The sequence below is a fragment of the Actinomadura barringtoniae genome (assembly GCF_017573505.1).
Lineage (GTDB): Bacteria > Actinomycetota > Actinomycetes > Streptosporangiales > Streptosporangiaceae > Spirillospora > Spirillospora barringtoniae.
Genome location: NZ_JAGEOJ010000001.1, coordinates 478410 through 503572 on the forward strand (window position 1 = coordinate 478410; position 25163 = coordinate 503572).

General features: G+C 70.5%; 21 protein-coding genes and 1 tRNA gene. 7 read left to right on the forward strand and 15 right to left on the reverse strand.

Going from position 1 to position 25163, the window contains the following annotated elements; all coding sequences use genetic code 11:
• The 3 genes from J4573_RS02100 to J4573_RS02110 form a co-directional block, all read right to left on the reverse strand.
• A complete protein-coding gene (locus J4573_RS02100) occupies nucleotides 1-1587 on the reverse strand; it encodes an ABC transporter substrate-binding protein (RefSeq protein WP_243772298.1) in 1587 nt (528 codons plus the stop codon).
• Nucleotides 1588-1696: 109 nt separating this feature from the next.
• Nucleotides 1697-3208 (reverse strand): AMP-binding protein, encoded by a 1512-nt coding sequence (locus J4573_RS02105; RefSeq protein ID WP_208253458.1) that lies wholly within the window; start codon nucleotides 3206-3208, stop codon nucleotides 1697-1699.
• 239 nt (nucleotides 3209-3447) lie between these two features.
• Nucleotides 3448-4089, reverse strand: a complete 642-nt coding sequence (locus tag J4573_RS02110) for a DUF1444 domain-containing protein (RefSeq protein WP_208253459.1) — start codon at nucleotides 4087-4089, stop codon at nucleotides 3448-3450.
• A 151-nt stretch (nucleotides 4090-4240) separates the two neighbouring features.
• Here J4573_RS02110 and J4573_RS02115 point away from each other — a divergent pair, with 151 nt between their 5' ends.
• From J4573_RS02115 to J4573_RS02130, 4 genes are all read left to right on the forward strand, one after another.
• Complete coding sequence (locus J4573_RS02115; protein ID WP_208253460.1) at nucleotides 4241-4888, forward strand: ABC transporter permease; 648 nt, start codon at nucleotides 4241-4243, stop codon at nucleotides 4886-4888.
• Nucleotides 4881-6143 carry an ABC transporter ATP-binding protein gene (locus tag J4573_RS02120; protein ID WP_307796453.1) on the forward strand — a complete coding sequence of 421 codons (1263 nt, stop codon included), beginning with the start codon at nucleotides 4881-4883 and terminating at the stop codon, nucleotides 6141-6143. The genes J4573_RS02115 and J4573_RS02120 overlap by 8 nt, the downstream gene beginning before the upstream one ends.
• Nucleotides 6144-6246: 103 nt before the next feature.
• Nucleotides 6247-7071, forward strand: coding sequence for an ABC transporter permease (locus tag J4573_RS02125; protein ID WP_208253461.1), 825 nt, complete (start codon nucleotides 6247-6249; stop codon nucleotides 7069-7071).
• Nucleotides 7071-8045: a glycine betaine ABC transporter substrate-binding protein gene (locus J4573_RS02130; RefSeq protein WP_208253462.1), complete on the forward strand. Its 975-nt coding sequence runs from the start codon at nucleotides 7071-7073 to the stop codon at nucleotides 8043-8045. The genes J4573_RS02125 and J4573_RS02130 overlap by 1 nt, the downstream gene beginning before the upstream one ends.
• Before the next feature lie 12 nt (nucleotides 8046-8057).
• On the opposite strand, the gene J4573_RS02135 is transcribed toward J4573_RS02130, so the two are convergent.
• The 4 genes from J4573_RS02135 to J4573_RS02150 form a co-directional block, all read right to left on the reverse strand.
• Nucleotides 8058-10046, reverse strand: coding sequence for a hypothetical protein (locus tag J4573_RS02135; RefSeq protein WP_208253463.1), 1989 nt, complete (start codon nucleotides 10044-10046; stop codon nucleotides 8058-8060).
• A gap of 93 nt (nucleotides 10047-10139) precedes the next feature.
• The gene (locus tag J4573_RS02140) at nucleotides 10140-11669 is read right to left on the reverse strand and encodes a cobyric acid synthase (protein ID WP_208253464.1); all 1530 of its coding nucleotides are present in this window, start codon (nucleotides 11667-11669) and stop codon (nucleotides 10140-10142) included.
• Nucleotides 11666-12592 carry a cobalamin biosynthesis protein gene (locus tag J4573_RS02145; RefSeq protein ID WP_208253465.1) on the reverse strand — a complete coding sequence of 309 codons (927 nt, stop codon included), beginning with the start codon at nucleotides 12590-12592 and terminating at the stop codon, nucleotides 11666-11668. The genes J4573_RS02140 and J4573_RS02145 overlap by 4 nt, the downstream gene beginning before the upstream one ends.
• On the reverse strand, nucleotides 12576-13370 hold the full coding sequence (locus J4573_RS02150; RefSeq protein WP_307796454.1) for a phosphotransferase: 795 nt from the start codon (nucleotides 13368-13370) through the stop codon (nucleotides 12576-12578). Before J4573_RS02150 ends, J4573_RS02145 begins: the two co-directional genes overlap by 17 nt.
• A gap of 147 nt (nucleotides 13371-13517) precedes the next feature.
• Here J4573_RS02150 and J4573_RS02155 point away from each other — a divergent pair, with 147 nt between their 5' ends.
• The gene (locus J4573_RS02155; protein WP_208253466.1) at nucleotides 13518-13928 is read left to right on the forward strand and encodes a VOC family protein; all 411 of its coding nucleotides are present in this window, start codon (nucleotides 13518-13520) and stop codon (nucleotides 13926-13928) included.
• Between the two features lie 143 nt (nucleotides 13929-14071).
• Here the strand turns inward: J4573_RS02155 and J4573_RS02160 are convergent, their stop codons facing one another.
• Entirely contained in the window at nucleotides 14072-15652 is a 1581-nt protein-coding gene (locus J4573_RS02160; protein ID WP_208253467.1) for an MDR family MFS transporter, read from the reverse strand.
• Nucleotides 15653-15853: 201 nt separating this feature from the next.
• Here J4573_RS02160 and J4573_RS02165 point away from each other — a divergent pair, with 201 nt between their 5' ends.
• Nucleotides 15854-16405 (forward strand): TetR/AcrR family transcriptional regulator, encoded by a 552-nt coding sequence (locus J4573_RS02165; protein WP_208253468.1) that lies wholly within the window; start codon nucleotides 15854-15856, stop codon nucleotides 16403-16405.
• A gap of 9 nt (nucleotides 16406-16414) precedes the next feature.
• Here the strand turns inward: J4573_RS02165 and J4573_RS02170 are convergent, their stop codons facing one another.
• Genes J4573_RS02170 through J4573_RS02195 form a run of 6 tightly spaced genes read right to left on the reverse strand, consistent with a single transcriptional unit; the run spans nucleotide 16415 to nucleotide 23886 of the window.
• The gene (locus tag J4573_RS02170) at nucleotides 16415-17254 is read right to left on the reverse strand and encodes an ABC transporter ATP-binding protein (RefSeq protein WP_208253469.1); all 840 of its coding nucleotides are present in this window, start codon (nucleotides 17252-17254) and stop codon (nucleotides 16415-16417) included.
• A 4-nt stretch (nucleotides 17255-17258) separates the two neighbouring features.
• The gene (locus tag J4573_RS02175; protein WP_307796455.1) at nucleotides 17259-18344 is read right to left on the reverse strand and encodes a FecCD family ABC transporter permease; all 1086 of its coding nucleotides are present in this window, start codon (nucleotides 18342-18344) and stop codon (nucleotides 17259-17261) included.
• A 2-nt stretch (nucleotides 18345-18346) separates the two neighbouring features.
• The gene (locus J4573_RS02180; RefSeq protein WP_243772299.1) at nucleotides 18347-19447 is read right to left on the reverse strand and encodes a FecCD family ABC transporter permease; all 1101 of its coding nucleotides are present in this window, start codon (nucleotides 19445-19447) and stop codon (nucleotides 18347-18349) included.
• Entirely contained in the window at nucleotides 19444-20502 is a 1059-nt protein-coding gene (locus tag J4573_RS02185; RefSeq protein WP_208253471.1) for an iron-siderophore ABC transporter substrate-binding protein, read from the reverse strand. The genes J4573_RS02180 and J4573_RS02185 overlap by 4 nt, the downstream gene beginning before the upstream one ends.
• Nucleotides 20503-20542: 40 nt before the next feature.
• Nucleotides 20543-22285 carry an ABC transporter ATP-binding protein gene (locus tag J4573_RS02190; protein WP_208253472.1) on the reverse strand — a complete coding sequence of 581 codons (1743 nt, stop codon included), beginning with the start codon at nucleotides 22283-22285 and terminating at the stop codon, nucleotides 20543-20545.
• On the reverse strand, nucleotides 22282-23886 hold the full coding sequence (locus tag J4573_RS02195; protein WP_307796476.1) for an ABC transporter ATP-binding protein: 1605 nt from the start codon (nucleotides 23884-23886) through the stop codon (nucleotides 22282-22284). Before J4573_RS02195 ends, J4573_RS02190 begins: the two co-directional genes overlap by 4 nt.
• 290 nt (nucleotides 23887-24176) lie before the next feature.
• Here J4573_RS02195 and J4573_RS02200 point away from each other — a divergent pair.
• A tRNA-Arg gene (locus J4573_RS02200) sits at nucleotides 24177-24253 on the forward strand.
• Between the two features lie 204 nt (nucleotides 24254-24457).
• On the opposite strand, the gene J4573_RS02205 is transcribed toward J4573_RS02200, so the two are convergent.
• Nucleotides 24458-25132: a site-specific integrase gene (locus tag J4573_RS02205; protein WP_243772301.1), complete on the reverse strand. Its 675-nt coding sequence runs from the start codon at nucleotides 25130-25132 to the stop codon at nucleotides 24458-24460.
• Nucleotides 25133-25163 lie beyond the last annotated feature (31 nt).

Consider the following 25163-nt stretch of genomic DNA (forward strand, 5'->3'; position numbering starts at 1 on the left):
TCACGCCCAGGACCACTTCTCGGCGTTCCAGAAGAATCCGTAGCCGTGGTGCCCGAGGGTGCGCCGCGCCGGGCCCCTCAGCGTGGCCGGTACGGCGTTGGTGGTCTGCAGGTAGGAGATCCACACGAACGGCGGGTCGTCCACGAGCGCCTTCTGGAAGTCGGCGTAGGCGGCGCGGCGCTCGGCCGGATCGGCGGTGTCGCGGCCCCGGTCCAGCGCCTTGTCGACGTCGGTGTTGGCGTACGTACCGTAGTTGGAGCCGCCCTTGTCCAGAGCCTCGCTGGAGTGGAACGGCCCGTATACCGAGGAGTCGGCGTCATACGGAGTGCCCCAGCCGACCACGAAGGCGTCCAGCTCGCCCCAGTGCTTGCGCACCCAGTCCTTCGGGCGCGGGTTCGGGACGACGTCGAAGCCCGCCTTCTTCAGCTGCGTCGCGGCCACGTTGAGGATCGCCACGCGAGCGGAGTCCTCGGCGAACGTGCTGAGCTCGAACCGCACGGTCTTGCCGCCCTTGCTCCACAGCCCGTCGGGGCTCGGCCGGGTGTAGCCGGCGGCCTTCATCAGCTCGTCCACCTTGGCGGGGTCGAGCTTGAACGGCGCGGAGGTCTTGAACGGGTTCTCGTCCAGCGGGCCGGTGGCGGGACTGCCCATCCCCTGCAGCACGCTCTTGACGAACGCGTCGCGGTCCACGGCATAGTTCATCGCCTGCCGGACGCGCTTGTCGGCGAAGACCGGCTTCTTGAAGTTGAGCATCAGCGCGCGATAGTCGGCCGTCGGGTAGGTCTCCAGCCGCACCTTCTCCTCACCCTTCAGTCTCGCGACCTGCTGGGGCTGGATGTGGGCGCCGTCGACCTCGCCGTTCTTCAGCTGGATGAGCCGTGCGGTGTCGTCGGGGACGTACTTGATGACGACCTTGGGGAGCTTCGGCTCGCCCTCGTAGTAGCCGCCGAACGACTCCAGCTGGGCGTACTGCCCGGGCTTGAAGGTGGCGAGCCTGAACGGGCCGCTGCCCACCGGGTGCTGCCCGAAGTCCGCGTCGGTGATCTTCTTGCCGCGCAGCACGTGCTCGGGCAGCAGGCCCATCGAGACCGCGTCCAGCAGCGGCGTGAACGGCCGGCTCAGCGTGATCCGGGCGGTGGTCGCGTCGGGCGTCTCGACCGACGACACGGCCGTGAAGTTGCGCGAGAGCGGAGCGTCGGCCGTCCCGGCCCTGCGCACCGTGTCGATGGTGAACTTCACGTCCTTGGACGTGAGCGGCTGCCCGTCGTGCCAGGTCAGGCCCGAACGCAGCGTGAACGTGTAGTCCCTGCCGTCGTCGGAGACCGTCCATGACTCGGCCAGCCCCGGCACGACCTTGTTCTGGGCGTCGTGCCGGGTCAGGCCGCGGAAGACCAGTTCGGTCACCGGGTCGGTGTGCTCGTCCTGCAGCGCGGGGTTCAGCGTGTCGGGCTCGTCGCCGATCGCGTAGGTGAAGGTGCCGCCGGACCGTGCCGCCGTCCCCCCGCCGGACCCGCAACCGGCGATCCCGGTGGCCAGGAGGCCGCCCGCGAGGGCGGCCGCCCCGATGCCCATGACTCGCTGATGCATAACTCTCCTTGTTGCAAGTTCTTTGCAACAAGGCACTATACAAGGGATCTTGTGGACAGAACCCCCAGCTCATCCCTGGCCGGCCCCCGACCGGCCCCCGTGACCCCCTCTAGCCCGCCGGGCGCCCCGAGTGCAGTGCGGTCCGATGGATCTTGCCCGCCCGGGTGCGCGGCAGCTCGGCCATGAACGTCACCGACCGCGGCACCTTGTACTCCGGCAGCCGCTCCCGGACCCGTTCGAGCAGCTCGTCGGCCAGCTCCGGCGTCGGCGCCGCCCCCTCGGCGAGCACCACGAACGCCCGCAGCGCGGCCTCTCCCCCGGCCCGCGCCGCGCCCCCGCCGGCCCCCGGGGCGACGACGGCCTCGACCACCAGCGGATGCTGGCCGAGGATCCGCTCGACCTCCAGCGGCGAGATCCGTTCCCCCGACACCGTCAGCTGGTCGCGGATCCGGCCGTGGTGGTGCACGAAGCCGTCGCCGTCCACGTGCACCAGATCGCCGGTGCGCAGCCAGCCCGAGGCGTCCAGCACCTCGGCGGTCTGCTCGGGCCGCCCGAGGTACTCCAGCATCACCGACGGCCCCCGCACGTAGAGCGCCCCCGGATTGGCCGGGCCGGCGGCCTGCCCGTTCTCGACGCGCACCTCGATCTCGAACGGCTCCAGCACCACGCCCAGCGCGCCCCTGCGGCGCCGGGTGACGGTGTTGGAGATGAACGTGTGACCGACCTCGGTGCTGCCCAGGCCGTCCAGGACCGGGCAGCCGAAGACGTCCTCGATCCGGTCGGCCAGCGAGGGCAGCAGCGGCTCCCCGGCCGACGCCGCCGCACGCAGTGAGGAGAACGCTTCCCGGACCGGCTCGCCGATGCTCTCGGCCGAGACCAGCCGCGCGTAGACGGTCGGGACGGTGAGCAGCAGCGTCGGCCGGTGCCGCAGCGCCTGCTCCAGAACGCCGGGAACGTTGGGGGCCTCAGGCCACAGGACCGCCGACGCCCCGCAGAACATCGGGAAGAAGATCGACGCGCCCAGCCCGTACGGGTAGCACGCCTTGGACAGCGAGAAGATCACGTCCCCGGGGCCGACACCCAAAGCACCGATCGCCAGTGCCCGGAAATAGGCCTCGGGGTCGGTATGCCGGTGAACCGCGCCCTTGGGGGGTCCCGTCGTTCCGGAGGTGTACTGAACGTAGGCGGGGGTGTTGGACGAGAGCGGTACGGGGTCGGGGACACCGACCGGCTCGTCGGTGAGGTCCTCGGCGGTGAGGACGTGGACGGACGGGAATCGTTCGGCCAGTGCGGCACCGCACACCACGGCCTGCGGACTGGAGTCGGCGAGCACGTGGGCGTGCTCGGCGGGGGTTTGCTCGGGCCCGGTCAGGACCGCCACCGCACCCAGCCGGAACGCTGCGAGCAAGGCGGACACGAATCCGGGCGAGTCGGGCAGGGCGATCAGTACTCGGTGGCCGGGGCGTACCCCGGCCGCGTGCAGGACACCGGCCGCGCGGGCGGCCGCATCGTGCACCTCGCCGTGACTGTAACTGGCGTCGCCGGCGTAGAACAGCGGGCGATCCCGCCAGCCGTAGGTATCCGCGCGTCTGGCCAGGGCGGCCGCGAGATTGCCTTCCATAGGGGAGCTCCTCCTGCCTGAGGACGACAAGCGGAGGCTACGACGAGTAGGCATACCGACACGGGGAGTTCGCGGTATTTCGGTCTCGGTGAAGCCGCAATTAGGTCATACGTACGTACCGAGAAGAAGATCCGCCGTGTCGGCCGGCCGGGCCGCCGGTCAGGCGGAGCGTTCCGCGGGTCCGGCGGATGACCCGCCGGTCAGGCGGGGCGTTCCGCGGGTCGAGCGGTGATCCGCCGTCAGGCGGCGGCGAGGACTTCCCAGGCGCCGTTTCGGCGCACGAGCAGATCGCGCGTCAGCAGGTTGCCCGCCGAAACGTCGAACGAGGGGTCGGACCCCTCGGCCGGCTGCTCCTCCGACCACACCTGACCGACCGCCCATCGCAGCCTGTCGACCCCGTCGGGGTGCCCCGTACCGGACGCGACGAACACGTCGCGGGCGGGCGCGGCCACGACCAGGTCGCCCTCGACGTCCTGGGCGAGCTTGTCGAGGAAGCCGTCGTCCAGCAGCAGCCCGGACTCCAGGCCCTCGCCGAGCGACACCGTCACGGCCCGCACGTCCGGGTACCAGCTGTAGGTGAGGTCGGGGCGGCGGTTGCGCAGGTTGATCGCGGCCTGGCGGCGCAGATCCTGCGGCGGAATGTCCATTTCGTCGCAGTGTCGCCGCGCGATGTGCTCGTAGCGGCGCGCCGGCCCGAGCGCGCCGGACCCGAGGGCGCCCTGCTCCTCGGCGAGCTCGAGGGCGTAGGTGACGTAGAGGTCGCCCGCGAACGGGTCGCGGATCGGCTCCTCGGCCGGGGGAAGCGGGAACTCCAGCTGCACTTCGGCCGGCACCCTGGCCTTCATCAACGGGACGATGAGACTGGCGCGCGGCTCGGTCACGGCGCTGTCCTCCTGAGGCCGGTGCGTTCTGGCGGGGTGTGGCACGAATGGATCACACTATCGGGCCCCGCACCCCCGCGACCCCATCCTGTGCCCATGCGATGTGTGAGCATGTGAATACCTTGGGTAGTGATCTCTCGGGGGATGGCACATGAGCTTCTGGGAGTACCTGAGCAGCAGGCGCGAGCTACTGGTCTTCGAGACCTGGCAGCACGCCAGCATGGTCTTCCAGTGCGTGGTGGCCGCCCTGGTCATCGGCGTGCTGATCGGCCTGATCACCTATCGGACGCCCGGGCTGGCCTCGTTCGCCACCAGCACCGCCGGGGTGATCTTCACGATCCCGTCGCTGGCGCTGCTGGGTCTGCTGATCACGCCGCTCGGGCTCGGCGTCGCGCCCAGTGTGGTGGCGCTCACGCTCTACTCGCTGCTCCCGATCGTACGCAACACCATCGTGGGCCTCACGGGTGTCGACCGGACGCTCGTGGACGCGGCGCGCGGGATCGGCATGAGCCGGGGCCGCATCCTCATGCGGGTCGAGCTGCCGCTCGCCTGGCCGGTGATCCTCACCGGCGTGCGGGTGGCGACCCAGCTGGCCATGGGGATCGGCGCCATCGCGGCGTACGTGTCGGGGCCGGGGCTCGGCGAGCAGATCTTCTCCGGGCTGGCCCGGCTGGGCGGCGCGAACTCCATCAACATGACGCTCGCCGGCACCCTCGGCGTGGTCGTCCTGGCCCTGGTCTTCGACGGCTGCCTGAACCTCATCGGCAAACTGACCACCTCGCGGGGGATCCGTGTCTGAGAGCGAAACCACGACCGCGAGCGAGACGGGCGGCGAACCGAGCGGCGAACCGGGCGGACAGGACACCGCGGGGCGCGACATCGAGCTGATCAACGTCACCAAGCGGTTCCCGGGGCAGGAGACGCCCGCGGTGGACGACGTGACGATGACCATCCCGGCCGGCGAGATCGTCGTGCTGCTCGGCCCGTCCGGCAGCGGCAAGACCACCACGATGCGGCTCATCAACCGGCTGATCGAGCCCACCTCGGGCAAGATCATCGTGGCCGGGCAGGACGCGATGAGCCTGAACCCGAACGAGCTGCGCCGCCACATCGGCTACGTGATCCAGAACGCCGGGCTGTTCCCGCACATGACCGTCGGCACCAACGTCGGCCTCGTGCCGCAGATGCTCGGCTGGGACAAGGAGAAGATCTCCGCCCGGGTGGACGAGCTGATGGACCTGGTCGACCTCGATCCGGCCACGTACCGGGACCGCTACCCGCGCGAGCTGTCGGGCGGCCAGCAGCAGCGCGTCGGCGTCGCCCGCGCCCTGGCCGCCGACCCGCCCGCGATGCTGATGGACGAGCCGTTCGGCGCGCTCGACCCGATCACCCGCGAGCACCTGCAGGACTCGCTGCTGAAGCTCCAGGAGGAGCTCGGCAAGACGATCGTCTTCGTCACCCACGACATCGACGAGGCGCTGAAGCTCGGCGACCGGATCGCCATCCTGGACAAGGGCTCGCGGATCGCGCAGTACGCCTCGCCGCAGGAGATCCTGCTCAACCCGGCCGACGAGTACGTGGAGCAGTTCCTGGGCGGCGGGCAGGCCATGAAGCTGCTGAAGTTCAGCCGCGTCGCCGACGTCTCTCTGGAGCAGGTGCCCGAGGCGCGCGAGGAGGACGACGCGGACGCCGTACGGGCGCGCATCGAGGAGGCCGAGGGCACGTTCGCCATCGTCCTGGACGCGCGCCGCCGCCCGCTCCGCTGGATCACCCTGGAGGACCTGGAGGGGCTCTCCGGGCCGAACGGGTCGAACGGGTCGAACGGGCCGATCGGCAGGCACGGCATGGAGATGGCCGAGCCGATCCGGGCCCGTTCCAACCTGCAGCAGGCGCTGGAGGCGCTGATCCAGACCGACCACGACTCGGTCCCGATCGTCGGCCCGCGCGGCATCTACAAGGGCGTGGTGTCGCTCGGCACCCTGCAGACCGCGATCCGGGACATGAAGGAGCAGGCCAAGAACCGCCGCCGCACTCCCGTCGGAGGGGCCGCATGAGCGCGGTGGAGGGGCGCGGCGTCGCCTGGACTGACGAGCGAGGAACGAGCGAGGAGGGAAGGCGGCGCCTCAAGGCGCCCCGGAGCCGCGCGGGAGACAGAGCATGAGCACGCAGGCGCCACCGGGCCGGGCGGGCACGGACGAGGTCGCCGAACAGGCGGTGGACGACTCGACGGTCGCCGCCCGGGGATCGATCCACGCACCGACCCCGAAGGCCTGGCGCGCGGTCGTCGAGCCGCTGGTCATCATCGGGCTCGGCGTGCTGTGGATGCTGTACGTCACCCACGCCGACCTCGACAGCATCTCCAAGCGCGTCCTGACGGTCAGTTACGTCTGGCAGAAGACGTGGGAGCACATCCAGCTGACCGTCGTGTCGACGTTGATCGTGCTGCTCATCGCGATCCCGCTCGGCATCGTGCTGAGCCGCCGCTGGGCGCGGCCCGCCACGCCCGTGGTGCTGGCGATCGCCAACATCGGCCAGTCCGCGCCCGCCATCGGCGTGGTCGTCCTGCTCGCGGTCATCTTCGGCATCGGCTACTGGACGGCGATCGTCGCGCTGGTCGCGTACGGCGTGCTGCCCGCGCTGCGCAACACCATGGTCGGCCTGCAGCAGGTCGACCCGACGCTGATCGACGCGGGCCGCGGCATCGGGATGTCGGCGCCGAAGGTGCTGTGGCGGGTCGAGCTGCCGCTGGCGGCCCCGGTGATCCTGGCCGGGACGCGCACGACGCTGGTGCTGATGGTCGGTACGGCCAGCATCGCCTCGTTCATCAGCGGCGGCGGGCTGGGCGACCTGGTCACGACCGGCGTCAGCACGCAGCGCACGCTCGTCCTGCTGACCGGCTGCATCCTGATCGCCCTGCTGGCCCTGCTGGTCGACTGGGTGGGCGCGATGGCCACCCGGTTCCTGTCGCCGAGGGGGTTGTGATGCGGGCGTTCCTCGCGCTGGTCTCCGCGCTCCTGCTGATGGCCGCCGCCGCGTGCGGGCTGAAGCCGGCGTCGGCGTTCGTACCGAACATCGAGCCGGGCAGCATCCAGCCGCTGCCGGGCCTCAAGGACGCCACGATCAAGGTGACCTCGAAGGAGTTCACCGAGCAGCTCATCCTCGGGAAGATCGCCGTACTGGCGCTCACCGCGGCGGGCGCCAAGGTCGAGGACCACACCAACGTGCAGGGCAGCGTCACCGCCCGCAAGTCGCTGACCGGCGGCGACAACGACCTCATGTGGGAGTACACCGGCACCGGCTGGATCACCTACCTCGGCGAGGACGACCCGATCCAGGACCCGCAGAAGCAGTGGGAGGCGGTGCGGGACGCCGACCTGAAGAAGAACGGGATCGTCTGGCTGGGCCCGTACGCGCCGCTCAACAACACCTACGCGATGGCGGTCACCAAGGCCTCGCAGAGCAAGTTCGGGCTGAAGAACCTGTCCGACATGGCCAAGGTCCCGGTCGCGCAGCGTACGTACTGCGTCGAGCCGGAGTTCTTCTCCCGCAACGACGGGATGCGCGGCATGCTCCAGACGTACGGGATCCCGTACGGGTCGAGCTCGGGCGTGCCCGCGGGCAACGTCAAGCAGATGTCGTCCGGCGTGGTCTACAGCGCCACGTCACAGGGCAACTGCACGTTCGGCGAGGTGTACACCACCGACGGCCGCATCCAGGGCCTCGGCCTACAGGTGCTGAACGACGACAAGAAGTTCTTCCCGAACTACAACGCCGACGTCACCGTGCGCGAGGCCGTGATGCGCGCGCACCCGGAGATCCGCCAGGTCTTCGCGCAGATCAGCCCGAAGCTCACCACGGACGTGATGCGCGATCTCAACAGCCAGGTCGACGTCGACGGCAACGACCCGGTGTTCGTGGCCAGGGACTGGATGAAGCAGCAGGGCTTCATCAAGTAGCCCTCCTGCCGATCACCCGATGGGGATGACGCAGGGGCCGCCGCCGCAGACGTCGATGACCTCGCCGCCCGTCTTGAGGAAGTGGGCGGTCTGCATGCGGGCCAGCTCGCTGCGGACCGTGCTGTCGTGCGGGCTCTTCGGCGGGGCCGGCGGCAGGTTGTTCGGCGGCACGACCGGGGCACCGCTGTCCCACATGACCAGCATCGAGCCGGTGTAGGGGAACGCGGACCGCCCCTTGATCCCCCAGAACGGCGTGACGTCATTGCTCCGCCCGGCGCTCAGCGCGGGCTGCCGCACCGGGATGCCGAGGCTGCGTGCCTCGTTCTCGGTGGTCACGTTGGAGACCGCGTCGTCGCCGAACGCCTCGTGCAGCAGAACGCGGTGGACGGGCGTGCGCGGCAGCGGGTTCTTGATCAGGTGGGCGACGTAGCCGTTGGCCTCGCCGCGGTCCCACAGCATCTGCATCAGCCCGAAGCCGATCTGCTGGTCCGCCTTGTTGGGGTACGGGAGGTCGATGACCTGCTGCACGGACGAGAACGCCGAGCTGCGGTTGAGGAGGGTGGAGAAGCCCATGCCCGGCACGCTCAGCACGGCCGTGGTGAAGTCCTGCGCGAGGGCGGTCAGCGCGCCGCCCTGGATGCCGCCGTGGCTGACACCCGAATAGGTCAGCTTGGCCTTCGGGTTGAGGACGGAGGAGTCGCCGACCTTGAAGGCGTTCTGCGCGGCGGCGCCCTGCGGGTGGATGAGCCAGCGGCCGAGGAACAGGGTGTTCAGGTAGGACTGCTGCATGCGGTCCGGGATGAGCCGGAAGTTGGACAGGTCGGCCAGCAGCGCCAGGTAGGGCTTGTCGGGGCCGGAGATCCCCATCCAGTTGGTGGCGCACATCATCAGGCCGTTGTCGTTGGACAGCGACTTGGTGGCGTCGGAGTCGATGACGGTGTAGTCGCCGAACAGGCCGTGCCCGTACAGGACCGGCGCGACCTTCTCCTTGAGCGCGACGCGCGGGATGTTGCACTCGAACGGCGCGTGGTAGGTCCGCCAGGTGGGCGCGACGGGCTTGTCGTACGGGCCGGGGTCGGCCTTGGCGTAGGTCAGCTCGGTCCCCGCCGGGTTGAGGAAGCTCGGCACCTCGATCAGGCCGGTGACCGTACGGGCGATCTTCGGGTCGTCGGCCTCGGTCTTGTCCTTCACCGAGGTGATGAGGACCTTGGGCGCCTTCTTGCCGAGCCGGTCGAACGCGGTGTCGCGCATGGCCAGGGCACGGCCGGTGAGGCTGCGGGTGGAGGAGGTCGTGAAGTCCCACGCCAGGTTGAGGCCGCGCGTGCCGACCCCCGCCTTGCCCAGGTCGTTCAGCGTCGCGTGCAGGGCCGTCCAGCGCGGCTTGAGGCGCTTGTCGGCCGGCGCGGTCTTCTTGCTGAGCGCGGTGAACGCGGCGCCGGGCGCGATGACGGCGCCGGTGGCGGTCTTGGCGTTGCGGAGGGCGACCAGGTAGCGGGTGCCCTCGTCCAGGCGCTGGGCGGGCCGGATGATGAGCGTGCGGTGCTGCGGGTCCTGCGCGTCCAGCTCTGCGTAGTACGGCTGGCGCTGGCGGGTCTTGGCGTTCACCAGCACGACCGGCGCGTCGGCGCGCAGCGAGCCGCCGATGTCGGTGCTGGGGGCGATGCCCGTCTTGGCCGGGTCGATGCCGGGCAGCTGAACGAGGATCGGCGTGCCGGGCGAGAAGCCGTCGTTGCGGTTGAACTCGGCGGGGTCGATGCCCTTGCCGAGGATGTTGCGCGGCATGGCTCCGGGCTTGAACGCGACGCGGCGGCCGGTGTCGGTGTGGGTGTCCCGGACGGTGTAGACGTCGTTCGGGAACGGCACCAGGCACGCCGCCGGGTCGATCGGGTCACAGCCCTGCGCCGCCTGCTCGGCGGCAGCCTTCAGCGGATCGGGCGCGGGACCGGCCGCGGCCGGAACGGCCTGAAGGACCGTCCCACCTGCGAGTCCAACGAAGGCCACAAGCACACCGAAAGACCGCTTCACCGGCGTCTCCCCCGCTACAGAACATGAATCACATTCGAAACAAGCAGGGTGATCTTAGCCACCGTTCACTTACTTGTCAGTAGTCGTTCCGAGGCTTGTTTCCGGGGCTCCACCAGGAGGGACGACCGGCAGCCCGGCCGGGGCGCCGTTCTCGATGAGGCGCCAGAGCGCGCCGGTGTCGAGGTGCTCCTCGACCAGATCGCCGAGAGCGTCGAGAGTCTGCTCGCGGAGCGCGGCGAACGAGACGTCGGGCGCGGGCGTGAAGTCGCGTCCGGCCCGGCGCGCGATGTCGGCCAGGAAGCCGCGGCGGAAGCCGTCGTTCTCCATCGCGCCGTGCCAGACCGTTCCGTAGACCGCGCCCAGCCGGCAGCCGTCCAGGAACGGCTCGCCGCCCTCCACGTCGACGATCCCGTGGTGGATCTCGTAGGCGGTGACGGGCTCGCCGTAGCCACGCCCGTTCGGTCGGCCGAGCGTCTTGTCGTCGGCGAAGAACACGCTGGCCGGGAGGAGCCCGAGGCCCTCGGCTCCCCCGGTGGCCGACTCCACGTCGTCGTCGATGCGGCGGGCCAGCATCTGGAAGCCGCCGCAGATGCCGAGCACCGGGCGTTCCTCCGCGGCGCGGCGGGTGATCTCGTCGGCCATCCCGGTCTCGCGGAGCCAGGCCAGGTCGGCCACGGTCGCGCGGGTCCCGGGCAGGACGACCAGGTCGGCGTCGGCGAGGTCGCCGGGGCTGGCGGCGTACCGGACGACGACGCCGGGCTCGCAGGCCAGCGCGTCCAGGTCGGTGAAGTTGGAGATGCGCGGGAAGCGGACCACCGCGATGCGCAGGGTCTGGTCGCCGTACGGGGCGCGGGCGTCCGGGCGCGGGGCGTCGAGCGCGAGCGTGTCCTCGGAGTCGAGGTAGAGGCCGAGCCTCCAGGGCAGCACGCCGAGGGTCGGGCGGCCGGTGAGGGCCTGGAGCTGGTCGAGGCCGGGCGCGAGCAGCTCGGCCGCGCCCCGGAACTTGTTGATCACGAATCCGGCGACCAGCGCCTGGTCGGCGGGCTCCAGCAGCGCGACCGTGCCGAAGAGCGAGGCGAAGACGCCGCCGCGGTCGATGTCGCCGACCACGATCACCGGCAGGTCCGCGGCCCTCGCCAGGCCCATGTTGGCGAGGTCACCGGCGCGCAGGTTGATCTCGGCGGGGCTGCCCGCTCCCTCGCAGATCACCACGTCGTACTCGGCGCGCAGCTCGGCCAGGCTCTCGGCGACCACCGCGCGCAGCCGCTCCTTGTGCGCGCCGTACTCCAGCGCGTCCACCTCGGCGATCGGACGGCCGAGCAGGACCACCTGGCTGCGCCGGTCGCTGCCGGGCTTGAGCAGCACCGGATTCATGATCGCCTTGGGCTCGGTGCGGGCCGCCTGGGCCTGCATGTACTGGGCCCGGCCGATCTCGGCGCCGTCGGCGGTCACCATCGAGTTGAGCGACATGTTCTGCGCCTTGAACGGCGCGACCTTGACGCCCTGGCGCGACAGCCAGCGGCAGATCCCGGCGGTGAGGACGCTCTTGCCCGCGTCCGACGTGGTTCCGGCGACCAGCAAGGCCCCTGCCCCGCTCATCGCGCCCTCCTCATGGCCAGTAGCGCTACGGCCGCCACTGCCGCAGCCGCCGCGGTGACGGCGGTCGAGAGGCGGGCTGCACGGCGGATGTCGCCGACCTCGGGCGCACGTCCGTCGCCCATCTCGGGGCGCTGCTCGACCTGCCCGCCATAGGCGTTCGTGCCGCCGAGCCGTACGCCCAGGGCACCGGCGAACGCGGCCTCGCAGCGGCCGGCGTTGGGGCTCGGATGCGCCGCGCCGTCGCGCCGCAACACCCGCCAGGCCTCTCCCCTGTTCTCGCGGGCGCAGGCGACCGTGAGCAGGCCGGTCAGCCGGGCGGGCAGGTAGTTGGCCACGTCGTCCAGGCGTGCTGATGCCCAGCCGAACCTTTCGTAGCGCGCGTTGCGGTAGCCCACCATCGCGTCGAGGGTGTTGACGGCGCGGTAGGCCAGCAGCCCGGGAACGCCCGCGACCGCTCCCCAGAAGAGCGGGGCGATGGCGGCGTCGGAGGTGTTCTCGGCAAGGGATTCCACGGTCGCGCGGGCGAGTGCCTTGGCGTCCAGGCCTGACGGGTCGCGGGCGCACAGATGGGACAGGCGGGCACGGGCTCCGTCCAGGTCGTCCGCCTCCAGCAGCGCCGCCATGTGCCGCCCCTCGCGGGCAAGGGAAGTCCCGCCGAGCACCGCCCACGTGGCCGCCGCGGTGGTGAGCGTACGAGGGAGGCGGGACCGTTCGGCGGCAAGGCCGAGCCCTGCCGCGCCGGTCACCAGCGTCGCGGTGAAGAGAACCCCCCGCGGGCGGGAGTCGGCGTAGAGCCTGTGCTCAAGGGCCGCCGCCGTACGGCCGAACGCGGCGACCGGATGCCCGCGCCGCGGATCAGCGAACACGGCGTCGAGCAAGACCCCCAGGGCCAGGCCGGCGGCACGCTCAGTTGAGGCGCGCATCGAGCTCGTCCCAGTTGCGCTCCAGCCAGTCCTGGGCACGGCGGATCCGGGGACCCGCGCCCGCGTGCCAGATGCGCGCCCAGCCGCCGCCCACGTGCTCGGCGCGGAACCGCATCGCGTCGTAGGACCGCTCGAACCTCACGCGCGCCGCGGGCAACAGGAGTCGCCGATTGTCACGATCCAATCCGTACGCGTCACAGAACAGCCGGAGCCGGCGGCCGACGTCCACGCCGTAGAGCAGGCCGTCGCGGTCGCACGGGTCGGCGATCGGGCCCCAGTGCCGCAGCGTCGTGACCACGTCGTACAGGCAGGTGGTGGGCCGGGCGAGGTCGAAGTCGATCAGCGCGACCGGCTCGCCCTCGTCGAACACCACGTTCTCGGGCGTCACGTCGCAGTGCCCGATGATCTCCGGCTCGTCGTCCAGGTTGGAGGCCGCCGCGTCCCAGGGCGCGTCCGGCGGCGGCTCGTACGAGCGCACCGCGTCGTGGAAGCGGCGCAGCAGCATCGCCACGCCCGCCAGGGCCTCGCCCGTGACCGCGTAGCCGGGCAGCGGGCGGCGCGGGGTCAGCCCGTGCATCCACGTCAGGATCTCGCGGCCCCGCTCGTCGACGCCGAGCAGCCGCGGCGCCCCGTCGAACCCGACCGACTCCAGATGCCTCAGCAGGCCGTGCACCGCGGGGCTGTGCGGGCCGAGGGGCCTGCGCACGGTTTCACCGACCCGCACCACGCCCTCCGTCACGTCCCCGCCGGAGAGCGGCACCTCCATGTTCACCGCCACAACCGACAACGATAAGACGTCCGCGGCACCACTCGCTTCTTTTACCGAAGCCGGACCCGGACATTTCCCCGTTCTGTGGTCGGCGTCACAGGGGTCTGCGACGATGCCCAAAGGAGATGAAATCGCCCCAAGACCTGGGAGGACGCGGTGGCTTCACGACTGAATCCGTACATCAGCTTCAACGGCGACGCGCGGCAGGCGATGGAGTTCTACAAGGAGGTGTTCGGCGGGCAGTTGAACGTCAACACCTTCGCCGACCTCGGCCCGCAGGACGGCGTCGAGGGCGACAAGATCATGCACGCCATGCTGGAGACCGACGCCGGCTACACGATCATGGCCTCGGACACCCCGCCGCACATGGAGTACAACCCCGGCAAGAACATCACCATGAGCCTGAGCGGCGACGACTCCGACCGTCTGCGCGGCTACTGGGACAGCCTCAGCGCGGGCGGCACCGTCCAGGTCCCCCTGGACAAGCAGGCCTGGGGCGACGAGTTCGGCATGGTCACCGACAGGTTCGGGATCGACTGGATGGTCAACATCTCGCCCCCGCAGTAGGCGCGGAAGGCGAGACTGGGCATATGAAGGCGCGGCGGAGGCCAGAAGGCCTTCCGCCGCGCTCTCGTTCTTACCGCTCGAGCCGTTCTCGTCGTTCTTACCGCTCGAGCCGTTCTTACCGTTCTCGCTTGACGGCCTGGGGATCAGACCGGCTCGGAGACCGTGATCGGCTCGGCCGCCTTGTCGGTGGCGTCGGTGCTCTTCGGAGCGCTGCCGCGCAGCGGCACCTCCTTGATGAACCAGGCCACGACGAACCCGATCGCCGCCAGGACCGCGCCCGCGAGGACCACGCCGTGCAGGCCGCCGGTGACGCTGGCCTCGAACGCCTCGCGGACGTTGGCCGGGAGCCGGTGCAGCATGTCCGGGGTCAGGTGCTGGCCGCCGGAGGCGAGCTTGTGGCCGGTCGCCGGGCCGAGCTTGTCGACCAGGACGTTCTCCGCCCGGCTGTTGTAGATCGAGCCGAGCAGCGCCACGCCGAGCGAGCCGCCGATCGTACGGAACAGGGTGACCGAACCGCTGGCCGCGCCCATGTCGCGCATCTCGACGCTGTTCTGGGTGACCAGCATCGTGATCTGCATGATGAAGCCCATGCCGAGCCCGACGCCCAGCGTGAGGGCCGAGCTCACCGCCGTGCTGGTCGAGACCTTGAGCATCAGCAGCATGAGCATGCCCACGGTGAGCACGGCACCGCCGATGATCGGGTAGATCCGGTACCGGCCGTTGCGGGTGATCAGCTGACCGGTGGTCATCATCACGGCGAGCATGCCGAACATCATCGGCAGCAGGAGCAGGCCGCTGGTGGTCGGCGAGGCGCCCTGCACGTTCTGCATGTAGAGCGGCAGGAAGCTCATCACGCCGAACATCGAGGCGCCGACCAGGAAGCTCAGGATCTGCGACGAGGTGAAGTTGCGGATCTTGAACAGCCGCATCGGCAGGATCGGCTCGGCGGCGCGCAGCTCGGCGAACACGAACGCGACCAGCGCGGCGACGCCGAGGACGGCCAGCCCGATGATCGTGCCGGAGGCCCAGTCGTACTCCGAGCCGCCCCAGCTGGCGACCAGTGTGATCGCCACGACGCCCACGGTCAGCAGCGCGGCGCCCACGTAGTCGATCTTGGCCTTGCGGCGCTGCGAGTGCAGCTTCATGCCGAGCCCCGTGACCAGCAGCGCGACCGCGCCGATCGGCACGTTCACGTAGAACGCCCAGCGCCAGCTCAGGTGGTCGGTCAGGAACCCGCCGAGCAGCGGCCCGCCGACGAACGCGACCGGCATCATCGCGCCGATCATGCCCTGGAACTTGCCCCGCTCACGCGGCGGCACCAGGTCCCCGATGATCGCCATGGCGCCGACCATCAGGCCACCGGCGCCCAGTCCCTGCAGGGCGCGGAACCCGATGAGCATGTTCATGTCCTGTGCCAGGCCAGAGAGCATGGACCCGGCGAGGAACAGCACGATCGCGCTCATGAACATGCCCTTGCGCCCGTACAGGTCGCCGAGCTTGCCCCAGATGGGCGTGCTGGCGGCCGTGGCGAGCGTGTAGGCGGTGACCACCCAGGACAGGTGGTTCAGCCCGCCCAGATCACCGACGATCGTGGGCAGGGCGGTCCCGACGATCAGGTTGTCGAGCATCGCCAGGAACATCCCGAGCATGAGCCCGGAGATGGCGATGTAAATCCTTCGCGTGCTGATGGGCGGCGCGGCCTTCCCATCCACTACCTCAGTCATGATTGGCCTCCCCCGGGGGTAGTTGGGCCTTCAGGTTGCTTACTTGCCGCCCGGCTAGTTTTCTTACTTGCCGTACGGTAAGCTACGAACTAGCCGGGCGTCAAGTAAGCAAGCCCGCAGAACCCCCGAAGATCCCCGGAGGGCATGTCATGAGCGCACCGCACACCGGCCGTGACCAGGAACAGAGCAGGGAGACGTGAGATGAGCGACACGCGCGAGCAGATCCGCAGAGTGGCGCTGGAGCTGTTCGCCGAGCAGGGCTACGAGAAGACGTCGCTCCGCGAGATCGCCGAGCGCCTGGACGTCACCAAGGCGGCCCTCTACTACCACTTCAAGTCGAAAGAGGCGATCGTCACCAGCCTCTTCGAAGAGCTCGAGGCCGGGGTCGACAAGATCCTGACCTGGGCCGAGGAGCGTCCGATGACCCCGGACGCCCGCCAGGAGATCATCCGGCGCTACGCCGAGCTGCTGCGCGGCCCCGGCGGCGACGTGATGCGCTTCATGGCCGAGAACGGCCCCGCGATCCGCGACCTGAAGGCCGGCAACGACGCCCGCGAGCGCTTCATCCGCCTGGCAGGCATCCTCTCCGACAAGAACGCGCCCCTGCCCGACCAGCTCCGCGCGCGGCTGTCGATCTTCTCCCTGCACATGAGCGTCTTCCTCATGCGCGACCTCAGCATCACCGACGACGAGCGCCACGACGCCGCCCTGCAGGTCGCCCTGGACCTGGTCGACCGCTCCCTGAGCGAGTAACCCCTTCTTTCAGGAAGCGGTGGGCGCGTGGTGGCGCCCGATGGGGATGACCAGCGGCGTTCCGGAGACCGGGTCGGAGCCGACGTGGCAGCGCAGCCCGAACACGTCCCGGACCAGGTCCTCGGTCACGATCGTGGACGGCTCGCCCTCGGCCACCACCTTGCCGCCCTTCATGGCCACCATGTGGTCGGCGTAGCGGCAGGCGTGGTTCAGGTCGTGCAGCACCATGACGACCGTGCGCCCCTCGCGCCGGTTCAGGTCGGCGACCAGGTCCAGCACGTCGATCTGGTGCGCGAGGTCGAGGTAGGTCGTCGGCTCGTCGAGCAGCAGCAACGGCGTCTCCTGCGCGACGGCCATCGCGATCCAGGCCCGTTGGCGCTGGCCGCCCGACAGCTCGTCCACCGGCCGGTCCGCCAGATCCTCCATCGCGGTCGCGGCGAGCGCCTCGGAGACGGCTCGTTCGTCACGGGCCGACCACTGCCGCCACCAGGTCTGATGCGGCGACCGGCCGCGCCCGACCAGGTCGGCGACCGTGATGCCCTCCGGCGCGACCGGCGACTGCGGCAGGATCCCGAGTTGCCGCGCCAGCTCGCGCGTGGGCACCGAACGCAGCGCCCGACCGTCCAGCAGCACCGAACCGCCGCGTGGCGCGAGCAGCCGCGCCAGCGCCCGCAGCAGCGTCGACTTGCCGCACGCGTTCGCGCCGACGATCACGGTCACGCGGCCCGGCGGGATCTCCAGGTCCAGCCCGTTCACGACCGTACGGCCGTCATAGCCGAGCCGCAGGCCCTCGGCACGCAGGAGCGGGGCGTCCGGGTCGTCACGCGGGAGCGGGGCGTCGTCGGTCATGGGTTCAGCCTCCTGAGCCGGCACGGTTGGCGCGGACGAGCAGCCACAGCAGCACGGGCGCCCCGCAGGCGCCGGTGACGACGCCGACGGGCAGTTCGGTTCCGGGAACGATCACGCGGGCGACGACGTCGGCGCTCAGCACGGCCGCCGCCCCGGCCAGCCCCGACGCGATCGGCGGCGGCCAGGCCGTTCCGGCGAGCCGCTGCGCGATCTGCGGCGCCGCCAGCGCGACGAACACCAGCGGCCCGGCCGAGGCCGTACCGAACGCGACCAGCCCGACCCCGACGATCATCAGCGCGAACCGCGTGTACTGAACGGGGGTGCCGAGGGCGCGCGCGACATCGTCGCCGAGCTGGAGCGTGCGCGTCCAACGGCCGAGCAGCAGCGCCGCCGGAGCGAGCACCGCCGTCGCGATCGCGAGCGGCTCGACGTGACTCCACGCCCGGCCGTTCAGGTTGCCGACCAGCCACCCGATCGCCGCCTGCGCCTCGAACCGCCCGCCGCGCGCGATGAGGAAGTCGGTGAGGCTCGTGCACATCCACGCCAGCCCGACCCCGACCAGCACGATCCGGTAGCCGGTCGTGCCGCGCCGCCAGGCCAGCGCGTACACCAGCAGGGCCGTGACCAGCGCGCCCACCATGCCGAGGACCTGATCGCCCGGGCCGAACCCGAGGACGATCCCCGCGACGACCGCCGTCCCCGCGCCCTGGGTGATCCCGATCATGTCGGGGCTGGCGAGCGGGTTGCGGGTCATGGTCTGGAACAGCGCGCCCGACAGGCCGAACGCGAAGCCCGCCAGCAGCCCGGTGAGAGCGCGCGGCAGCCGGAACTCGCGAACGATCAGCAGCGTGCCGCCGTCGCCCGACCCGAAGAGCGCGCGGACGACGTCCGGAATCGGGATGCCGACGTCGCCCATCGCGACGCCCTGGCAGAACGCCAGGAACGCGATCGCGGCGAGCGCGGCGCAGACGAGCAGCAGGCGCGGGCGCAGCACGCCCGAGACCGCGATCCGAGGAACCCGGAACGGCACTCCGGGGGCGGCGGCCTTGGCGGCGGGTTCGGCGGCGGCTTTGGTGATCGTGGGCGCCACGTTCACACCTCCGCGAGGCGCCGGCGGCGGACCAGCGCGATGAAGAAGGGCCCGCCGATGACCGCGACCAGCACCCCGGCCTGGATCTCGACCGGCCGGGCGATCAGCCGCCCGGCCAGGTCGGCGGCCAGGAGAAGGCAGGAGGCCAGCAGCGCCGACAGCGGCAGCAGCCACCGCTGGTCGGGGCCGATCCCGGCGGCCCGCGCCAGGATGCGCGCCATGTGCGGTACGACCAGCCCGACGAACACCACCGGCCCGATCACCGCAACGGCCCCGCCGGTCAGCAGCGTGATCGCGGCCGCGGCGGCGAACCGTACCCAGGCGATGCGGCGGCCCAGCGCGGCCGCCACGTCGTCGCCGAGGGCGAGGCTGTTCAGCGCGGGCGCGCAGGCGAGCGCGAGGATCGCCCCGACGACGAGGAACGGCAGGACCTGCTTGACGACGCCCGCGTCCTGCCCGGCGAGCGATCCGGCCGACCAGAAGCGGTAGCGGTTGAGCGCCTCGGGATCGGTCAGCACGATGCCGTTGGTGAAGGAGTTCAGCATCGCGGTGACGGCCACGCCCGCGAGCGCGAGCTTGACCGGCGTGGACCCGGATCTGCCGAGCCCGCCCAGCGCGTACACCACGGCGCCGGCGGCGAGCGCGCCCGCGAACCCGAACCAGATGTAGCCGTACAGCGAACCGACGCCGAGGCTCCCGACCGCCAGCACGATCGCGAACGTCGCCCCCGCGCTCACGCCGAGGATGCCCGGGTCGGCGAGCGGGTTGCGGGTGATCGCCTGCATGACCGCCCCCGACAGGCCGAGCGCCGCGCCCGCCGCGATCCCCAGGATCGTGCGCGGCACCCGGACCGACCACACGACATGGTCGATCCGGGTCGTCGGCGGGTCGCCGAACAGCGTCCTGGCGACGTCGCCGACGGGCACGCGCAGCGCGCCGTACGCGATCGACACCAGGCACAGCCCGGCCAGCACCACCACGAGCGCCGCGACGAGCAGCGCTCCGCGCGACACCGATGCCGATGCCGACGGCGCTCGCGTCGGCGCGGCCGCCGTCACGGGCTCACCCGCCGTCACGGGCTGCGGCGACGGTCGTCGGCTCAAGACCGGGCCACCGGCGTATCGGTCTTGCCGTCCACGGCGGCGGCGAGCTGCGGGACGAGCTTGTCCAGCACGTACGGCATGCTCAGGACCGAGACGAACGAGATGGCGTTGCCGAAGTCGCCGGTCTCGCTGACGAAGACCTCCCGGCCCTCCTTGACGACCTTCTGGTCGGCGTAGGCGCGGTTGCCGTGCAGCTTGGCCACGTCCTTGGCGGGGTCGGTCACGATCCACACGGTGACGTCGTTGTCGAGCAGGTCGGTGCGCTCGGCGCTGATGTTGACGCCGAACTCCTTGCCGACGACCTTGCCCAGCTCGGGCTTGAGCGTGAAGCCGAGCGAGGTCAGGACGTTGGAACGCAGGTCGCGCGGCCCGTAGACGAAGATCCCGTCGTAGGGCGTGGCGACGAGGCCCGTTCTGCCCTTGAACTCGGGGTGCTCCTTGGCCACCGCGGCGATCTTCGCCTCGGTGCCGGTGACGAGCTTCTCGGCCTCGGCTGGCTTGCCGAGCGCCTTGCCGGCGGTACGGGTCGTCTGCTGCCACGGGATGCCGTAGTCGGGCAGGTCACCGGGCTGGGCGACGACCGGTGCGATCTTGGAGAGCGCCTCGTACTGGGGCTTGGTGAGGCCGGAGTAGAGCCCGAGGATCAGGTCGGGGCGCAGCGCCGCGATCTTCTCCGGGGACGGGCCCGTGCCGGTGTCCTTGAGAACGGTCGGCGTCTTGGATCCCGCCGCCCTGTCCTTGGCCCACGGCCCGATCGCGCCCGGGTAGCCGCCCAGCCATTCGGTGGTGCCGACCGGCACGGTGCCGAGGGCGAGGACGGCGTCCTGGTCCGTGAGCCCCACGGTCACGACCCGCTTGGGCGTGCTCTTGATCGTGGTCGAGCCGTACTTGTGCTGGATCGTGACCGGGAACGCGGTCCCGGCGGCCTCGGCGTCGGCTGCGGGACGTTCGGTCTTGTCCACGCTGCCGCTGCCGCTGCCGCTGCCGCCGCAAGCGGTCCCGGCGAGGAGGAACGGCATGACTGCGAGCAGGGCGAATCTGGAGAATCGGCGCATCTTGGGGTTCTTTCCGGTGAAGGGACGGGGTTAGGGGGCGTCAGGCGCTGTCGTGCTCCCGGGTGCCTGACCAGGCGCGCCACAGCCGGGCGTACTGGCCCTCTGCTTCGCGCAGTTCTTCGTGAGTGCCGCTCTCCACGACCCGGCCGTCCTCCATGACGACGACGCGGTCCGCTGCCGCGGCCTGGGTGAGGCGATGCGCCACGATCAGGGCCGTACGCCCGTCGACGGCACGTTCGGCGGCCCGTTCGAGCGCCCTTGCTCCGCTGCTGCCGGCCTCGGCGGTCGCCTCGTCCAGCACGGCGACCTGCGGGTCGGCCAAGACCAGCCGAGCGAGCGCGAGCTGCTGGGCCTGGCCGCCGCCGACCCGATGCCCTCCCTCGCCGACGACGGTGTCAAGCCCGTCCGGCAGGGCCTTGACCCATTCCAAAGCACCGACCGCGTCGAGGGCCTGACGCAGTTCGCTATCGGTGGCGTCGGGCCGGGCCAGGCGCAGATCGTCGGCGAGCGCTCCGGCGAACACGTGCACCTCCTGCGTGACCAGCGCCACCGCCCGCCCGGCGTCTCCCGGTTCCACGCCGCCGATCAGCACGCTCCCCGTTCCGGGCCGGTGAACGCCCGCGACCAGCCGGGCCACGGTCGTTTTCCCTGCGCCGCTAGCCCCGACCAGGGCGACCCGTTCACCCGCCTGAACGTCCAGGTCCACACCATGCAGAACAGGCCGTCCCTGCACGTACGAGTGGCCAAGTCCGCTAACGCTGACCGCCCCATCACGCGGCGAGACAACGTCCGCCCGTTCAGGCGCAGGGCCATCCGCGACACCGGCCAACCGGGCCAGCCCGGCACCGGCGCTCTGCGCGTCATCCAAAAGCGCCAGCGCGGTGTTCATGGGCGTGAACAGGTTGTGGAAATACAGCGCGGCAGCAGTCGCCGTCCCCACCGAGGCAGACCCGCTCCGCACCAGGAGGAATCCCGCGATCAGAACGGCAGCCAGCCCCGTGTACTCAGCGATGTGCAGCCGCATATAGAAGCGCAGAACGAGATTGACCCCACGCATGGTCAGGTCCACCACGGCCGACGACCGGCGCGCGACAAGCCCCGCGTGCTCGTCCTCCAGCCGGAACGCCCGAACGGTCGCGCCGCCGCCGATGCTGTCGAGGAGCTGTTGCTGCTGGGCCCCGTTCGCCACCCGCTGCTCGGCATAGAGCGGCACCGCCCGCCGCACGTACCAACGCGCCGTGTAGGCCTGGATCGGCGCCGCCAGCAAAGCGGCCAGAAAGAAACGCCAATCCAGCAAAGCGAGCCCGACCAGCGTCAGCACGATCGCCAGCACCGACCGCACCAGCTCCGGCAGCGCCTTCCGTACGGCCTCGGCGATCAGCGAGACGTCCCCGGTCACCCTCGCGACCAGGTCCCCCGATCCGGAACGTTCCACCTGAGCCAGCGGCAGCCGCAGCGCCCGCTCGACGAACCGTTCACGCAGCCGCGCGAGAACGGTCTCCCCGAGCCGCGCCACCAGCGACAGCCCCCAGGCCGTACTGACCCCCTGAACGATCGCGACGACCACCAGCATCACGATCACCGGCGTCATGGCGTCCGGCTCCCGATGATCAGCGACCAGATCCACAACCCGCCCGAGCAGCGGCGGAGTCAGCATCCCCACCGCCGTAGCGGCCGCCATCACAAGACCAGCCCCACCAGCCAGCCCCCGATATGGCCGCCCCAGCTCGCCGAGCAGCGCCCGCACCCTCGTGCCGTCCGCGACAGGCAGCAGCTCCGTCATGACAGCACCGTCGCCCGATAGCCCTCGTGCCGCCCCACGAGTTCCCCGTGCTCGCCCACGTCTTCCGTACGGCCGCCAGAGATCAGCACCACCCGATCGGTCACCGCCAGCAGCGCCGGGCTGGTCGTCACCACAACCGTCGTCCGCCCGTGCCGCAGCGCCCGCAGCCCCTCAGCGATCCTCGCCTCGGTCACCGCATCCACCGCCGTAGTCGGATCATGCAGCACGAGCACCGACGCATCCGCCGCGAGCGCCCGCGCCAGCGCCACCCGCTGCCGCTGCCCGCCGGACAGTTTCAGCCCCCGTTCCCCCACCGAACCCTCACCGACCGCCGCCACGACCTCGTCCGCCCCCGCAGCCGCAATCGCAACGTCCACATCACTCGCCCGGACCGCGACGTTGTCGACCAGTCCCCCGGCAAACAGATCCGCGTCATGCGCGGCCACGAGAATCGCGTCCCGCACGGCCCCCGGATGCAAGGTCGCCAGCGAGACCCCGTCCAGCTCGACAACCCCCTCAGCCGGATCCGCTTCTCGCCCCAACAACTTCAGCAAAGCCACCGCATCTCGCGGATCCGGCGCGACAACCCCCAGCAGCTCTCCCGCCCCAACCTCCAGATCCACGTCCCGCAGGCTCCCAAAAGAAACCCCCGCCACCCTCACCCGCCCTGCACTGCCATCCACCACGCCATCCCCGTCAACCACCCCGGCCGGCGAGGCCAGCACCTCAGCGACCCGCGCCGCAGAAGCACGCCCCTGCGCGAACTCGGCGTTCACCCAGGCCAGAACCGAAAGCGGACCAAGCAACAACAGCGCCAGCCCAACGGCCGAGACCAACTCCCCCAGGCTGATCTCGCCCTCAGCCGCCAACCGCCCACCCACCAAAGCGACCACCGCGATAAAGACCCCGGTCAAGGCCAGCACAGTCCCGTTCTGCCAAGCCTCGGCCCTAGCCGCCCTAAGCGTCGCCCCCAGCGAGTCCCCACTGATCCGCCGATACCTTGCAACCGCCGCCGACTCGGCCCCGATCCCCTTGAGCACCCGCAGCCCAGAAACCAGATCAGTGGCAACGGCCGAAGCATGCGCCGCCCGCTCCTGCTCAGCCCGGCTCCGCCGCTCCAGCGGCTTGCTCAGAAGATGCCCGAGCCACAACAGCAAAGGCGTCCCGACCAACACCACCAACCCGAGCGCGACGGAAATCCTCAACAGCACAACCGCGCCGGTCCCAATCCCCACCAGCGCCGCGATCCCCGCCATCAGGGCCACGTTCACAGCCCCGACCCGCCGCGCATCCTCGGTCGCGATCGCCGCAAGCGTCCCCGGCAGCCGAGCCTCCCGATCCCCCCGCGGATCCAGAACCCGTTCCACAACCGCAAGCCGCAACCCATGGGCCGCCCGAACCCCAGCCCGTTCCCCCGCGTAGGCTCCGATCCGAAACCCCCAAGAAAGCCCCAGGTAGACAACCCCCAGCACCCCCAGCCACACAACCAGGGCGCGCCCGTCATCCCCAGCGATGGCCCGGTCGATCGCAACACCGATAAGCACCGGAACCAGCGCCTCACCAACCTGATGCGCAGAAGCCAGAACGGCGCTCAACGCCACATCGCCCCGCTGCGAGCGAATGGCCTCGCCCAGCACCGACCGCCCAGTGGGGACCTCCACCCGACCCTCCGCATCCAATGATCAGGGACAAAGTTAGGCAAGGCTAACCTAAATGCAACTCCCTGACCAGCCGGGCCACCGCGAGGACCTAAGGTGTGGAGCTACGACCCGCCTCGCCCGTACACTGTCGTCCGGCACCTGGCCAGGTGCCGGATACAGAGCTCAATCCGCGTGCGACCGTTCCGGTACCCGCCAGATCGATCGCCCCTGTGGACAGGCCCCGTATCAAGGCGCCCGTAGCTCAGCTGGATAGAGCATCGGACTTCTAATCCGACGGTCGCGGGTTCGAATCCTGCCGGGCGCGCCAGCACCACCACCAAAACAAGGCCTGACCAGCCCAAACACGCCCACCGAGTGATCGGGCCGTGTGCAGCCAGACGCCACCAGATGCAGCCCCATGGGACTGTTCCCGGAATATACGCGGAATGATCTTGGCCGCATCCGTGCAGGTCAGCCCACAAAAACGAAGAGGCTCCGGAATATTCCGGAGCCTCTCCACCGTAACCGTTGATCATGCCGCCAGCGCCAGCTCGATGCGCTCGTTGGCGACGTCCTGTTGACCATCGATGCACTTGGCGTACACCCGCAGCATCACGTCAACGCTGTGCCCCGCCCGTTCAGCCGCCTCAGGGGCATGGACGCCAGCGTTCAGCCACAGCGAGACGGCAGCATGACGCAGGTCGTACGGGCGGCCCGCCAATGGCGACTCGACCTGGACCGGAGTCAGCGCCAGGGCCCGAGCCTGCTTCCAGACCTGGGCGTACGCCGAGCCCGAGTAGTCCTTATGCGCGACTTCCTGAGAGTGATCAGCCCCCAGCCAGTTGCCGAAAGATCGCAGTCCCTCGCCCGGCCTGAGCCCAGCGAAGTACATGCAGGCGAACATCGCCCGGAGCCGAGGTCCGCGTGTCCGTCCGACATAGGACACCGCCGTCAGCAGTTCGCGCCCTTGACTCGGATTGACGACGACGCGCCGATCAACGGAGTCGTTCTGCTTCGATGGTCGCCACTTCACGCGATCCAGCGGATTGGCATCGAAGTCGCCATCCTCCACCGCCTGCCCGAGCGCGTGCTTGAACACCGCTCGCTTGCGCTTGAAGGTCGAGGCCGCCGCTGGTGTGCCGTCGAGCTGGAGCGCGAGAGTCTCCAAGCCCGCACGCGCCCATTTCGCTTCAGCGATCTCCGACATCGGCAGGGATGCCGCCTCAAGCCATCGCAGG